The sequence below is a fragment of the Actinokineospora xionganensis genome (genome assembly GCF_014323725.1).
Taxonomy (GTDB): domain Bacteria; phylum Actinomycetota; class Actinomycetes; order Mycobacteriales; family Pseudonocardiaceae; genus Actinokineospora; species Actinokineospora xionganensis.
In genome coordinates this window covers 55,895-69,802 of the sequence record NZ_JABVED010000009.1, presented here as the reverse complement: position 1 = coordinate 69,802, position 13,908 = coordinate 55,895, and the positions used below count along the sequence as shown (strand labels likewise).

General features: G+C 68.9%; 12 protein-coding genes and 2 tRNA genes. 12 read left to right on the top strand and 2 right to left on the bottom strand.

The window, feature by feature from the left end:
* The first annotated feature begins 191 nt into the window (after window positions 1–191).
* The 4 genes from GPZ80_RS16990 (at window position 192) to GPZ80_RS16975 (ending at window position 4,371) form a co-directional block, all read left to right on the top strand.
* The gene (locus tag GPZ80_RS16990) at window positions 192–1,229 is read left to right on the top strand and encodes a 3-isopropylmalate dehydrogenase (protein ID WP_187221353.1); all 1,038 of its coding nucleotides are present in this window, start codon (window positions 192–194) and stop codon (window positions 1,227–1,229) included.
* A 324-nt stretch (window positions 1,230–1,553) separates the two neighbouring features.
* Entirely contained in the window at window positions 1,554–2,609 is a 1,056-nt protein-coding gene (locus GPZ80_RS16985; RefSeq protein ID WP_312880389.1) for a FecCD family ABC transporter permease, read from the top strand.
* Window positions 2,609–3,382 (top strand): ABC transporter ATP-binding protein, encoded by a 774-nt coding sequence (locus tag GPZ80_RS16980; RefSeq protein ID WP_187221351.1) that lies wholly within the window; start codon window positions 2,609–2,611, stop codon window positions 3,380–3,382. Before GPZ80_RS16985 ends, GPZ80_RS16980 begins: the two co-directional genes overlap by 1 nt.
* Complete coding sequence (locus GPZ80_RS16975; protein WP_312880388.1) at window positions 3,379–4,371, top strand: ABC transporter substrate-binding protein; 993 nt, start codon at window positions 3,379–3,381, stop codon at window positions 4,369–4,371. The genes GPZ80_RS16980 and GPZ80_RS16975 overlap by 4 nt, the downstream gene beginning before the upstream one ends.
* On the opposite strand, the gene GPZ80_RS16970 is transcribed toward GPZ80_RS16975, so the two are convergent.
* Window positions 4,368–4,901: a CGNR zinc finger domain-containing protein gene (locus GPZ80_RS16970; protein WP_312880387.1), complete on the bottom strand. Its 534-nt coding sequence runs from the start codon at window positions 4,899–4,901 to the stop codon at window positions 4,368–4,370. The genes GPZ80_RS16975 and GPZ80_RS16970 overlap by 4 nt on opposite strands.
* 107 nt (window positions 4,902–5,008) lie before the next feature.
* On the opposite strand from GPZ80_RS16970, the gene GPZ80_RS16965 reads away from it, so the two are divergent.
* The 4 genes from GPZ80_RS16965 (at window position 5,009) to GPZ80_RS16950 (ending at window position 9,219) form a co-directional block, all read left to right on the top strand.
* Window positions 5,009–5,755: a class I SAM-dependent methyltransferase gene (locus GPZ80_RS16965; protein ID WP_187221350.1), complete on the top strand. Its 747-nt coding sequence runs from the start codon at window positions 5,009–5,011 to the stop codon at window positions 5,753–5,755.
* A gap of 227 nt (window positions 5,756–5,982) precedes the next feature.
* Entirely contained in the window at window positions 5,983–7,644 is a 1,662-nt protein-coding gene (cimA, locus tag GPZ80_RS16960) for a citramalate synthase (protein WP_187221349.1), read from the top strand.
* Window positions 7,645–7,671: 27 nt separating this feature from the next.
* A complete protein-coding gene (locus GPZ80_RS16955; protein WP_187221348.1) occupies window positions 7,672–8,283 on the top strand; it encodes a lipoprotein in 612 nt (203 codons plus the stop codon).
* Between the two features lie 165 nt (window positions 8,284–8,448).
* Window positions 8,449–9,219: a fumarylacetoacetate hydrolase family protein gene (locus GPZ80_RS16950; RefSeq protein ID WP_187221347.1), complete on the top strand. Its 771-nt coding sequence runs from the start codon at window positions 8,449–8,451 to the stop codon at window positions 9,217–9,219.
* Between the two features lie 82 nt (window positions 9,220–9,301).
* Here GPZ80_RS16950 and GPZ80_RS16945 read toward each other — a convergent pair whose 3' ends face one another.
* Window positions 9,302–10,528, bottom strand: coding sequence for an FAD-dependent oxidoreductase (locus tag GPZ80_RS16945; RefSeq protein WP_187221346.1), 1,227 nt, complete (start codon window positions 10,526–10,528; stop codon window positions 9,302–9,304).
* 97 nt (window positions 10,529–10,625) lie between these two features.
* Here GPZ80_RS16945 and gltX point away from each other — a divergent pair, with 97 nt between their 5' ends.
* The 4 genes from gltX to GPZ80_RS16925 all read left to right on the top strand — a co-directional run bounded on the left by gltX (window position 10,626) and on the right by GPZ80_RS16925 (window position 13,361).
* Window positions 10,626–12,110 carry a glutamate--tRNA ligase gene (gene gltX / locus GPZ80_RS16940; RefSeq protein WP_187221345.1) on the top strand — a complete coding sequence of 495 codons (1,485 nt, stop codon included), beginning with the start codon at window positions 10,626–10,628 and terminating at the stop codon, window positions 12,108–12,110.
* A gap of 220 nt (window positions 12,111–12,330) precedes the next feature.
* Window positions 12,331–13,044: an HAD family hydrolase gene (locus tag GPZ80_RS16935; protein WP_376771685.1), complete on the top strand. Its 714-nt coding sequence runs from the start codon at window positions 12,331–12,333 to the stop codon at window positions 13,042–13,044.
* A 100-nt stretch (window positions 13,045–13,144) separates the two neighbouring features.
* Window positions 13,145–13,216, top strand: a tRNA-Gln gene (locus GPZ80_RS16930).
* A 72-nt stretch (window positions 13,217–13,288) separates the two neighbouring features.
* Window positions 13,289–13,361 (top strand) — tRNA-Glu (locus tag GPZ80_RS16925).
* Window positions 13,362–13,908: the final 547 nt, after the last annotated feature.

Genomic DNA, 13,908 nt, shown 5'->3' with positions numbered 1-13,908 from the left:
TCCCGTCCGCGTGCCCGGAATGGTTGTCTCTCAGCCGGTTTCGGCACCGCAGGTGTAGCAGAAGCACGGTCGAGGTGTGATGAAACCACCCAGAGGGGTGGCGAGGTGCGGCAATCGGGCTTATTGCCGGTAGCCTTTCGTTCGTCTACGAGGCCCTGTCAGTTCGGGCCGATACTCCGGGAGGTGTGTGCATGCGGCTCGCGGTGATCCCAGGTGACGGGATCGGGCCGGAAGTCATCGCTGAGGCACTGAAAGTGCTGGGCGAGGTCGTTCCGACCGCCGAGATCACCCGCTACGACCTCGGCGCGTCGCGTTGGCACGCGACTGGTGAGCTGCTGCCGGAGTCGGTGCTCGGCGAGTTGCGTGAGCACGACGCGATCCTGCTCGGCGCGGTCGGCGACCCTTCGGTGCCGAGCGGCATCCTGGAGCGCGGCCTTCTGCTGCGTCTGCGGTTCGAGCTCGACCACCACGTGAACCTGCGCCCGGCGCGGCTCTACCCGGGCGTCAAGAGCCCGATCGTCGACCCGGGCGAGATCGACATGATCGTCGTCCGCGAAGGCACCGAGGGCCTGTACGCGGGCAACGGCGGTCTGTTGCGAAAGGACACTCCGCACGAGATCGCCACCGAGGTGAGCGTCAACACCTCGTTCGGCGTCGAGCGGGTGGTCCGCGACGCGTTCGGCCGTGCCTCGGCCCGTCCGCGCAAGCACCTCACGCTGGTGCACAAGACGAACGTCCTCACCCACGCGGGCTCGTTGTGGTCGCGCGTGGTCGAGGAGGTCTCGCTCGAGCACCCCGAGGTCACGGTCGCCTACCAGCACGTGGACGCCACGACCATCCACATGGTGACCGACCCGACCCGCTTCGACGTGATCGTCACCGACAACCTGTTCGGTGACATCCTCACCGACCTGGCGGCGGCGGTCACCGGCGGCATCGGCCTCGCGGCCAGCGGCAACCTCGACATCACCAAGCGCAACCCGAGCATGTTCGAGCCGGTGCACGGCAGCGCGCCGGATATCGCGGGCCAGGGCATCGCCGACCCGACGGCCGCCGTGCTGTCGGTCGCGCTGCTGCTCGACCACCTGGGCCAGAACGAGTCGGCCCGGCGGATCGAGGCGTCGGTGGCGTTCGACCTCGCCACCCGCGACCACGCGTCGCCCGGTGGCACGTTCGCCATCGGCGACCGGCTGGCGGCCCTGGTGTCGTCGAACGTGCGCGTCAGCTAGGAGAAAGCTCGTCCGAATGGCCACATCCGCCGACGCGGGTGTGGCCATTCGCACGTGCGGAGCATGTCGCGTTGACAGGCCAGTCGCCGTGCCACCACCATGCGTGCCACAACTTCATCCGCGGTTCGAAGGGGAAGACCGGTCAAAATCCGGCGCTGACCCGCAACGGTAGGTCCGCCTCACGGCGGACGAGCCCGACCACCTGACAACCCGCGCAAGCCAGCTCTCTCCCGCCGAGGTCTGCGGGCGAAGTCCCTTCCGGTGTCGACGCGCGCGTGCCGGGGTCGTGGGTTTCGTTTCGGACCCGCACTCCGAAAGGTGCCCGTGTCCGCCCCTGTCCCTTTGTCCAGGCGCCCGCTCGGGCCGACGGTCGCGCTGCTCTGCGTGGCTCTCCTGGTGTCCGTGGTGTGCGGTGTCGCACTGGGCCCGGTCCGGGTTCCCCTCGTCGACACCGTCACCCACCTGCGCGCCGCCCTGTTCGGCGGGATCATCGATCACGCCGACGCGGGCACCTATCGGATCGTGTGGGAGATCCGACTGCCCCGGGTGCTGCTCGCCGCCGTCGTCGGGGCGGGGCTGTCCGTGGTCGGTGTCGTCGTGCAGACCATGGTGCGCAACGCGTTGGCGGACCCGTTCGTGCTGGGGATGTCGTCGGGGGCGTCGGTCGGAGCGTCGACGGTGGTCGTGTTCGGGGTGTTCGCGTCGATGGGCCTCTACGCGCTGTCCGTGGCGGCGTCGCTTGGGGCGCTGGTCGCGACGGTGCTGGTCTACCTTGCGGCGCGGACGTCGCAGGGCCTGACGCCGCTGCGGCTCGTGCTGACCGGAACCGCGATGGCGTACGCCTTCTCGGCGGTCACGACGGTGCTGATCTTCCTCGCGCCGCACGGGGAAGCGGCCCGGTCGGTGCTGTTCTGGCTGCTGGGCAGCCTCGGCGCCGCCACCTGGGCGATGCTGCCGCTGTCGACCGCGGCGGTGGTCGTCGGTCTCGTCTACCTGCGGCTGATCGCCCGCTCCCTCAACGCTTTGTCCATGGGCGATGAGACGTCGCTGACCCTGGGTGTCGACCCGACCGCCTTGCGCCGCACGCTGTTCGTGGTGTCGTCGGTCCTCACCGGGACGCTGGTCGCGGTGAGCGGCGCGGTTGGGTTCGTCGGGTTGGTCGTGCCGCATCTGGTGCGGATGGTGGTCGGCGCGGACCACCGGCGCGTGCTGACGGTGGCGCCGCTGGCGGGCGCGGTGTTCCTGATCTGGGTGGACCTGGTGGCGCGCACGGTCGCCGCGCCGCAGGAGCTGCCGCTGGGCGTGATCACGGCGGTCGTGGGTGTGCCGTGCTTCGTGTTCCTCATGCGTCGCCGCGGCTACGTGTTCGGCGGCCGCTGATGGACATCGAACTCCGCGACCTGTCCGTCGGCACGATCGTGTCCGACGTCTCGCTCACCGCCGCCACCGGCAGCGTCGTCGGTCTGGTGGGACCCAACGGAAGCGGCAAGACGACCACCCTGCGCTGCGTCTACCGCTCACTGACCCCGAACACGGGAGCCGTGCTGCTCGGTGGCGAACCACTCGCGGCGATGGCGCCGAAGGACAGCGCCCGCGTGCTCGCCGCCGTCACCCAGGACAGCCAGGTGGACCTCGACTTCACCGTCGCCGAGGTCGTCGCCATGGCCCGCCTGCCGCACAAGGGAACCTTCGAGCGCGAGAACGAGGCCGACGCCGCGATCTGCGCGGAGGCGCTGAAACGCGTCGACGCCACCCACCTCGCCGAGCGCAGCGTGCTCACGCTGTCCGGCGGGGAGCGGCAGCGGGTGCTCGTCGCCCGCGCCTTGGCTCAACAGCCGAAAGTCCTCGTGCTCGACGAGCCGACGAACCACCTCGACATCCGCCACCAGCACGAGATCCTCGCGCTGGTGGCGGGTACCGGGCTGACGGTGCTGACCGTGCTGCACGACCTCAACCTCGCCGCCACCTACTGCGACCGCGTCCACGTGCTGGCCGAAGGGCGGATCGTCGCCAGTGGACGGCCCGCCGAGGTGTTCACCCCGGAACTGGTCGCCGAGGTGTTCGGGGTGCGGGCGTTCGTCGTCGAGCATCCCGTTTCCGGTGCCCCACAGCTGCTCTATGACCGGCTCGTCCACCAAGAGGAGATTCAGTGAAAACCCGAGTCCTGGCCGTCGCCATGGTGCTGACCACGTCCGCCTGTGGTGCGGAGATCGCGGCCGACGATTCCGCGCCCACACAGGGATATCCGGTGAGTGTCCGCAACTGCGGCGCGGACGTGAAGTTCGACCGCGCGCCGTCTCGGGTGGTGGCCAACGACATCGGCATCACCGAGATCATGTTCGCGCTCGGCCTGGCGGACCGGATGGCCGGGTACACAGTGGACCGCGGGCAGGACCGCGGCATCGCGAGTTCGCCGTGGAAGGCGGACTTCGAGAAGGTCCCGCGCATCGCCGAGGACATCGCCCTGGAGCCGATCCAGGGCGCCAACGCCGATCTCGTGTTCGCGGGCTGGAACTACGGGTTCAACGAGACCAAGGGCCTCACGCCCGACAGCCTCAAGGCGTTGGGCGTCCAGAGCTACCTGCTGACCGAGTCGTGCCGCAACGGCGTCGGCAAGCAGCGCGGCATCATGGACCCCTTGGAGGCGCTGTACACGGACCTGCGCAACCTTGGGACGGTCTTCGGCGTGCGGCGGCGGGCGGACGAACTCGTTGCGGGCTACCAGGAGCAGGTCGCCTCCGCCCAGGCGCTTCCCGCGGACTGGAAGCGGCCCAAGGTGTTCCTCTACGACGCCGGGATCGACCAGCCGTTCACGTCCGGGCGCAACGCCGGCCCGCAGGAGATCATCGCGAAAGCGGGTGGGGACAACATCTTCGGCGATCTGGATGACAGCTGGACGACGGTGAGCTGGGAGTCCGTGGTCCAGCGGGCACCTGAGGTGATCCTGATCAACGACTACGGCAACGGGCCCAGCGACAGCATCGAGGCCAAGAAGCAGTTCCTGCTCTCGCATCCGGCGCTCGCGAGCGTGCCCGCGATCCGCGACAAGCGGTTCTACGTGCTGCCCTACGCGGCACTCGTCGAAGGGCCGCGCAATCCCGCCGCGATCGTGGAGTTCAACAAGTTCCTGTTGGGCCGCTAACCCGACTGACGCGCGCGGAACGCGGCCGCCTTGACCCGGTTCTGGCAAGCCGTGGAACAGAAGCGCCGCGTTCCGTTGCGTGAGACGTCCAAATAGGCCCGGTCGCACGCTGTCGCGTTGCAGATGCCGAGCCGTTCGATCGTGGTGTTGCCGAGCACGATGGCCAGGCTGGTGGCCATCGACGCCGCCCAGCTTTCGTCCCACGGCGCGTCGACGGCGTGGAAGTGCAGGTGCCAGGGCTCGTTGTCGTGCCGCGCCAAGGTCGGCAGCGCGCCCGCTTCCCGCATGACCTGGTTCACCTCGACGCACGCGGTGTCGACGTCGCCCACGTCCACGGCCCTGACCGCCTGGTGCAGTCGGACCGCCCAGGCCGCCAGCCGCGCCGCGGCGGCGTCGTTCGGCGGGCCGCCCCACTTCGGGTTGACCGACGCGATCGCCCTGGTCATGGCCTTGGGCAGGTCGTCGGGCGCGGGGAACTCACGGCCGCGCCTGCATCCCGGGGACACCTCGTTCATCAAGGCCAGTGCCACTTGGGTCACCACGCTTGAGTGACTGTCGAAGTCCACTTGACCAGTCACGTCCTTGTCTCTAGGTTTGTCACTGTCGTTCTTGATTTCGTCAGTTACTGGAGGGGCTTGTGGACACGATAACCGCACGGAAGTGGCTGGACCGGTGGGACGCCCAGCAGGAGCGCTACGTCGCCGACCGAGAAGAGCGGTTCCGGGTCGTCGTCGACGTGGTCCGGCAGGCCACGGCCGGCATCGCCAAGCCTCGGATCGTCGACATCGGCTGCGGCCCCGGCTCGCTGGCCGAACGGATCGCGGACGCGCTGCCACACGCCGAGGTCGTCGGAGTCGACGCCGACCCGCTGCTGCTGGAGCTGGCGAACGCGGGCACCCGGGCCGACGTCCGGTTCGTCCGCGCCCTCCTCGGCGATCCGGCCTGGGCTGACGCCGTGGGCATGGCGGGGGAGTGGGACGCCGTGGTCTCCAGCACCGCCCTGCACTGGCTCGTGCCGGGCGAGTTGGCCCAGGTGTTCGTCACCGCCGCCAACAGGCTCCGGCCGGGCGGCGTGCTGGTCAACGCCGACAACATGCACCTGGACGGGCCGCTCGACGCGTACGCCAAGGTCGTCCGGGAGGCCCGCGCGGTCCGCGTGGGCGTCGTGGACAACGAGGACTGGCGGGCCTGGTGGGACGCCGTGCTCGCCGAACCTGGCATGGGCGACCTCGCCGCCGCGCACTCCGCGGTCACCATCTCCCACGTCTCCTCCAGCGGCCTCACGGTGGGCGAGTACGTGGGCCTGCTGACCGACGCGGGCTTCGCCGCGGCCGGTCCGGTCTGGCAATTCGGCGACGACCACGTCGTGGTCGCGGTCCGCTGACCTGCGCTGCCGACTCGCGGGTCCCAGGGCTTGGGAACCTGGGTCCGCGAGTTGGTACCGCCACGTCCACTGTGGCACTATCAGGCCGTGGCCACTTTCTCCATGATCATTATTGACGAGCGCGCTGGGTAGCAGAGCTACACACCCGGCGCGCTGACCTCCTGCATCCATGCGGGGGGTCTTTTTGTTTTCCGGCCAACGAAATGCCCTCTGACCCAGGAGCCCCCGTGACCCGCACGACGCCCGCAGGCACACCGCTCGGCGACACCTTCCACGTCTACGACACCACCCTGCGCGACGGTGCCCAGCGGGAAGGCATCTCCTACTCCGTCACCGACAAGCTCGCGGTGGCCCGCCTGCTCGACGACATGGGCGTCGGCTTCATCGAGGGCGGCTGGCCGGGCGCCATGCCCAAGGACACCGAGTTCTTCGCCCGCGCGGCCAAGGAACTCGACCTCAAGCACGCCGCGCTCGTCGCGTTCGGCTCGACCCGGCGCGCCGGGGCCAAGGCGGCCACGGACCCGCAGGTCAGGGCGCTGCTGGAGTCGCAGGCGCCGGTCGTCACCCTGGTCGCGAAGTCCGACCGAAGGCACATCGAACTCGCCCTGCGCACCGACGTCGACGAGGCCGCGGAGATGGTGCGCGACACCGTGGCGTTCCTGGTCGGCGAGGGCAGGCGGGTCTTCCTCGACGCCGAACACTTCTTCGACGGCTACGCATTCGACCCCGACACCGCGCTGCGCGTCATCGGCGCGGGCATGGAGGCGGGCGCCGACGTCGCCGTCCTGTGCGACACGAACGGCGGGCAGCTTCCGCTCGGCCTGGCCGAGACGGTCCGCACGGTCATCGACAAGACCGGCTTCCGGGTCGGCATCCACTGTCAGGACGACACGTCCTGCGCGGTGGCCAACAGCGTCGCGGCCGTGCAGGCGGGCGCGAGCCACGTCCAGTGCACCGCGAACGGCTACGGGGAGCGGGCAGGCAACGCCGACCTGTTCGCCGTGATCGGAAATCTCGTGACCAAGCTCGGCATGCAGGTGCTACCCACCGAGGCCGTGCCCGAGCTCACCCGGGTCTCCCATGCTCTTGCCGAGATCGCCAACATCGCTCCCGACACCCACCAGGCCTATGTCGGGACGTCAGCGTTCGCCCACAAGGCGGGCCTGCACGCGAGCGCGATCAAGGTCGACCCGGAGCTGTACAACCACATCGATCCGGTCATCGTCGGCAACGACATGCGGGTGCTGGTCACCGAGATGGCCGGCCGGGCCAGCCTGGAGCTCAAGGGACACGAGCTCGGGGTCGACCTGGCCGGCAGGCCCGACGCGTTGAACAACGCGCTGGCCAAGGTCAAGGAACTGGAGGCGCGCGGCTGGTCGTTCGAAGCCGCCGACGCCTCCCTGGAACTGCTGCTGCGCGACGAGGTCGGCGGCGCCGAGGCGGTTCGGACGCCGTTCGAACTGGAGTCCTATCGGGTGATCCTCGACCACCGGATCGATGGCGAGGTCGTCTCCGAGGCCACGGTCAAGGTGCACGTGGCCGGACGCCGGGTCATCGCCACCGCCGAGGGGAACGGGCCGGTCCACGCGCTGGACGCGGCCCTGCGCAAGGCGCTGGTGCCGCACCTGCCGTGGATCGACGAGGTCGAGCTGACCGACTACAAGGTCCGGATTCTGACCTCCGGTGGTAGTCCGCGTGCAACCGAACACGGCACGGATGCCGTCACGAGGGTGTTGGTGCAGTCCACGGACCACGGGCTCGAATGGACCACGGTCGGCGTGCACGGCAACATCGTCGAGGCCAGTTGGCTGGCCCTCTGCGACGCGCTGACGCACAAGGCCATGCGTGTCCGGTCGGGTGTGCCGACGGGTGGGGGCCTGCGTCCGTAGGCCTTTCAGGGCAGAGGAGGCAGTCGGGTGCGTCGGATTCAGGTGGCGGCGGCAATCGTGTCGGTGGCGATCATGGTCACCGGGTGTGCGGGCGGTGGCACCCAGCCGGGCAACGCCGCGCCGCCGCCCAGTTCGGCGCCCCCCGCCTCCGACGTCTGGCACACCCGGGCCACGCCCGCGGCCACCGCGCAGCAGGTCGGCACGCCGGACACGTGTTCGATGCCGGTGGTGTTCGACATCGGTCAGCAGTGGGAGGTCGTGCCCACGCCGCCGGGCGGGTCGCCGCGCGGTGGTCTGGCACTGGCCTGCCAGGTCAAGGAGAGCAGCGGGAAGGCGGCGTTCCTGCGGGCCTGGGTGGGCCGTGAGCCCGGCTCGACGCCGCGCGGGGCGCTGGAGAAGTTCCTCGGCAGCGAGGGCGCCATCTCCGACCCGCAGTACCGCGACACGAACGTCGGCATGGGCGAGGGCGTCGAGGTGACCTACGTCAAAGAGCAAGGCGCCCGAGCCCGCGCGTTCGCCATGGTGACCCCGCTGCGGTCGGTGGTCGTCTCCGTGACCGCCGCCGACGGAGCCGACTACGACAAGGCCCTCCCCGGCTACCTCCTGGCCAAGGAGAGCCTCACCCCCACCGAACGCTGACCCGTTCGGTCGCGAGTCCAACGTTCACAACAACGAGTCCAACGTTCAAAACATCGACTTCCGCTCTACGTCACTGTGAGCTGGAACCTGTGATGTTCTGAACGTTGGACTCGTTGTCGTCAACGTTGGACTCGCGACCGAAACGGGGGGGCTTAGGGTGTGGTCGTGCGTATCGCTCGAATTGCCCATCCGGAAGGTGTCGCCTTCGTCGCCGTCGAAGGCGACGGGAACGACCTGGTCGCGGCGGAGATCGCTGAGCATCCCTTCGGGACGCCCACGTTCACCGGACGCCGGTGGCCGCTGGCCGACACCAGGCTGCTCGCCCCGATCCTGCCCACGAAGATCGTGTGCGTCGGCAAGAACTACGCCGACCACGCGAAGGAGATGGGCGCGGAGGCCCCGTCCCACCCGGTCATCTTCATGAAGCCGTCCACGACGGTCATCGGCCCCGACGCGGCCATCAAGCTGCCGCGTGACTCCGATCACGTCGACTTCGAAGGCGAGCTGGCGGTCGTCATCGGCATGCCGTGCCGAGACGTGCCCGCGGCGCGCGCGAAGGACGTGATCCTGGGGTACACGATCGCCAACGACGTGACCGCGCGGGACCAGCAGAAGGCGGACGGGCAGTTCACCCGGGCCAAGGGGCACGACACGTTCTGCCCGCTGGGGCCGTGGATCGACACGTCGGTCTCGCCGGAAGACCTCGACCTGACGACCACGGTGGATGGCGAGGTCAAGCAGGACTCCAGCACCGCCTTCATGATCCACGACGTGCCGAAGCTGGTGGAGTGGGTTTCGGCGGTGATGACCCTGCTGCCCGGCGACATCATCCTGACCGGCACCCCCGCGGGCGTCGGCCAGATCAAGGACGGCCAGAGCGTCTCGGTCTCCATCGCTGGCCTAGGCACCCTCACCAACCCCGTCACCCTCCGCTAAACCCCCGCGAGTCCCCACCCTCCCGACACCGAGTTCCCACTTCACGTGAGAACTCATCGTCGGGAGGTGGGGACTCGCGTGGTCAGCGGCGGGCGAAGACCGGGGTCGGCTCGGTGAGCAGACCGCGGCCGACGATCAGAGCCGGGATTCGGCGCAGGGCCGGGATTCGGGCCATCAGCCGCAGCGGCCTGGGCGGCACCACGGACTGGGCGATGTTCACCTCGCCGTCCAGCGCGGGCTTGAGGGCCTTCGCGTGGGCGATCCGCTGCATCGTCTGCACCACCACCGTCGGCAGCAGCCTCCTCCGTCGAACCTTCGCCAGGTCCTTTGTGGACAACGTGCCGCGCTTGATCGGGGCCGCCAGCAGTCGGGCCGCCGCCACCGCGTCCTGGACCGCCAGGTTGATGCCCACACCACCGACCGGGGACATCGCGTGGGCCGCGTCGCCCAGGCAGAGCAGGCCGTCGATGTGCCACTGGCGCAGGCGGTCGAGTTTGACGTCGAGCACCTTGACGTCATCCCAGGAGGACAGGGCGTCGGCGCGGTCGGACAGCCAGGGAGCGGCTTCCGTCATGTCCCGCATGAGGTTTTCGATCGGGGTTCGGCGGGCCTCCGCGTCCGTGCCCTTGCGGATGAGGGTGGCGCACTGCCAGTAGTCGGCGCGGTCGATCATCACGGCGGCGCGGTGGTTGCCGAGGAGGCCGACGATGCCCGACGGGTCGCCCTCGTGCTTGGGGAGGCGGTACCACCAGACGTCCATCGGGGTCGGGTACGACTTCGACCGCAGGCCCGCCTTGGCCCGCAGCAGGGAGGTCCGGCCGTCGCAGGCGACCGTCAGGTCCGCCTGGATTTGGCCGCTGCCACCGTCCCTCGTCGAGTAGGTCACGCCGGTGACGCGGCCATTCTCCCGGATCAGCCCGGTCGCCTCCGTGCCCATCCGCAGGGTGAACGTCGGCTCCTCACGCGCGGCCTTGGCCAGCAGGTCGAGCAGGTCCCACTGGGGGACCATCGCGATGTAGTCATGCCTGCCACGCAGCAGGGTCAGGTCGCCGAGGACGAGTGAGCCGCCCTTGTACGGGACCTGGACCTGCTGGATCCGGCTCTGCGGCAGCGCGGCGAACTGCTTGCCGAGGCCGAGGTCGTCGAGCAGGTCCAAGGTCGGCGGGTGCACGGTGTCGCCGCGGAAGTCGCGCAGGAAGTCGTCGTGCTTCTCCAGCACCGTGACCTCGATCCCCGCCCTTGCCAGCAGCAGCCCCAGAACCATCCCGGCGGGCCCGCCGCCCGCCACGCACACCGTCGTGCGGTCCATGGTGATCTCCCCTTTTCAACGCCGGTTGAATAAGCTCAGGATGCACCCGGGCGTCGAGTCGGTCAAGTGAGATCGGCAGAGATACGCTGATCGGGCCATGAGTACTCCTGACGCGAACTCCCCAGTCCGAGCCCGCTTCTGCCCGTCTCCGACCGGCACCCCGCACGTCGGGCTCATCCGTACAGCGCTGTTCAACTGGGCTTTCGCCCGGCACAACGGCGGCAAACTCGTCTTCCGCATCGAGGACACCGACGCCGCGCGCGACTCCGAGGAGAGCTACGAAGCCCTCCTCGACGCGCTGCGCTGGCTCGGACTCGACTGGGATGAAGGCCCCGAGGTCGGCGGCGACTACGGCCCGTACCGGCAGAGCCAGCGCGGTGACCGCTATGCCGAGGTCATCCGCAAGTTGACCGAGGCGGGCGAGCTCTACGAGTCGTTCTCCACCAACGAGGAGGTGGAGGAGCGGCGCAAGGCGGCCGGGCAGGACCCGAAGCTCGGGTACGACAACTTCGACCGCGACCTCACCGACGCGGACAAGGTCAAGCTGCGGGCCGAGGGTCGCGAGCCGACCCTGCGGCTGCGCATGCCCGACCGGGCCATCGGATTCACCGACCTCATCCGCGGCGACATCAGCTTCCCGGCGGGCAGCGTGCCCGACCCGGTCCTCGTCCGCGCGAACGGCCAGCCGCTCTACACCCTGGTCAACCCGGTCGACGACGCCCTCATGCGGATCACCCACGTGCTGCGCGGCGAAGACCTGCTGCCGTCCACCCCGCGGCAGATCGCGCTCTACGAGGCACTGCGGCGGGTCGGCGTCGCCGAGTTCACCCCGCATTTCGGACACATGCCATTGGTGCGCGGCGAGGGCAACAAGAAACTGTCCAAGCGCGACCCGCAGTCGAATCTGTTCGCCTACCGCGAGCGCGGATTCGTCCCAGAGGGAATGCTCAACTATCTCGCGCTGCTCGGTTGGTCCATTGCGGACGACCGCGACATCTTCACCATGGCGGAGATGGTCGAGGCATTCGAGATCGGCAAAGTCAGCTCCAATCCGGCCCGATTCGACCTCAAGAAGGCCGAAGCGATCAATGCCGAACACGTGCGCGCGCTGGCGCCCGCGGAGTTCGTCAGCCGGACGCTGCCTTATCTGATTTCGGCCGGACTGCTTCCCGCCGAGCCGACCGCCGAGCAGGTGGCCACAGTGGACGCGATCGCGCCGATGGTGCAGGAGCGAGTCATCGTGCTCGCCGACGCCGCCGGGATGATGCGGTTCCTGTTCACCCCCGAGGACGAATTCGCCCCCGAGGAGGACTCGGCGGCGAAGGCGCTCGGACCGGACGCCAAGCCCGTCCTCGACGCGAGCATCGAGGCGCTTGAGGGTCTCGCCGAGTGGACCACCCCGGCCATCGAGGAGGCGCTCAAGGCGGCGCTGATCGACGGCCTGGGTCTCAAGCCGCGGAAGGCTTTCGCCCCCGTGCGGGTCGCCGCGACCGGCCGCACGGTGTCCCCGCCGCTGTACGAGTCCCTCGAACTGCTCGGCCGCGACCGCACCCTCTCCAGGCTGCGCGCCGCACTGCCGTAACGCTTGCCGAACGCGCCGCGATAGAACTCTTTCGGGACCAATCGCGGCGCGTTCGTGCTTGACCGTGCAAGTAGCCGAAATATCACCTGTGCAGACGAATCGAAAAGGCGCTTCGACAACATATCGTCGCTGAATGACATCAGCGCTCATGTCTTTTATGTTGCCGACGGCCACGCCCGGAGCGCTGACCCGCGACCACTGCCCGCCAACAATTCACGCGGTGTGCCTGGATATCGACGACACAGTGATCGATTTCACTGGGTCGGCAAGATCGGCACTCACCGAATTGATCGGCCGCGACGACATGTGGCCCGCCTGGCAGCGCGTCACCGACGAGCACAGCGCCATGGTCGTCTCCGGCGAACTCGACTACGACACGATGCGCCGCACCCGCACCAAGGCGTTCCTGGCCGACCTCGGCGCCCTCATCGACGACGACGCCGTCGCGGTGCTGGAGGACCGCAGACTCGACCAGATGCGCCAGGCGTGGACCCTGTTCCCCGACGCCCGCCCCTGCCTCGACTGGCTCCGCGCCGCCGGTTTCATGATCGCCGCTGTGACCAACGCCTCAGCCCCTCACCAGCGGGCACGCCTCGCCGCACAAGGCATCTCCCGCTACTTCGACGTCGTGGTCAGCGCGGGCGAACTCGGCGTCGCCAAGCCCGACCCGGCGATCTTCCACGCGGCCTGCGCCCAACTGGGCGTACACCCCAGTGAGACCCTGCACATCGGCGACCGCCTCGACCTCGACGCCCTGGCCGCCCGCGCCGCGGGCCTCCACGGCGTCTGGCTCGACCGCACCGGTGGCAGCGAACACACCGACACCGTCGTCCCCGTGATCGACAGCCTCGCCGACCTGCCGGAACTCCTGGTCACCGACTACCGCACACCGACACTGACCAGCGCCTCCGGAGTCCCCACCCCGCGACGGTAGGCCCCGATTTCTCCTCCGTACGGGGTGTGGTCTAACATCTTCTCCGGCGCCCCGAACAGCACTAACGGAGAGATCCGAACAGGGCTGATCGAATAGCCATTGGGGTATGGTGTAATTGGCAGCACGACTGATTCTGGTTCAGTTAGTCTAGGTTCGAGTCCTGGTACCCCAGCGGTAAAGAGTCCAAAGCCATCTGGTAGGATTCCCGCCAGCAAGACAACATAACTTAAGATGAAAGTTCCTTGGCCCCGTCGTCTAGCGGCCTAGGACGCCGCCCTCTCAAGGCGGTAGCGCGGGTTCAAATCCCGTCGGGGCTACAGAGTGGGAGCCCCCTATGCCTGGAAAGCAGGCATAGGGGGCTCTTTCGCTATTTCACCCGGGGGGGCGACCCCCCGGACCCCCACGGTGCGATCAGCACGCCTGACCCGGCGTGGCTCGGCGCTACGCGCCTTCGAGGTGTGTAACCAATTGCGTGGTCGCCCACGGTGCGATCGGTGACCATGCCAGCCCTACCGGGCCAAGGGGGAGGCTCGCGCTGCGCGCATCGGGTGTGTAACCAGTAGGCACGTCGCCCACGGTGCGATCGGTGACCATGCCAGCCCTACCGGGCCAAGGGGGAGGCTCGCGCTGCGCGCATCGGGTGTGTAACCAGTAGGCACGTCGCCCACGGTGCGATCGGTGACCATGCCAGCCCTACCGGGCCAAGGGGGAGGCTCGCGCTGCGCGCATCGGGTGTGTAACCAGTAGGCACGTCGCCCACGGTGCGATCGGTGACCATGCCAGCCCTACCGGGCCAAGGGGGAGGCTCGCGCTGCGCGCATCGGGTGTGTAACCAGTAGGCACGTCGCCCACGGTGCGATCGGT

Coding starts and splice junctions, on each gene's coding strand:
- gltX (WP_187221345.1), top strand. CDS start 10,626: ATGAGTACTCCTGACGCGAACTCCCCAGTCCGAGCCCGCTTCTGCCCG.
- GPZ80_RS16990 (WP_187221353.1), top strand. CDS start 192: ATGCGGCTCGCGGTGATCCCAGGTGACGGGATCGGGCCGGAAGTCATC.
- GPZ80_RS16945 (WP_187221346.1), bottom strand. CDS start 10,528: ATGGACCGCACGACGGTGTGCGTGGCGGGCGGCGGGCCCGCCGGGATG.
- GPZ80_RS16980 (WP_187221351.1), top strand. CDS start 2,609: ATGGACATCGAACTCCGCGACCTGTCCGTCGGCACGATCGTGTCCGAC.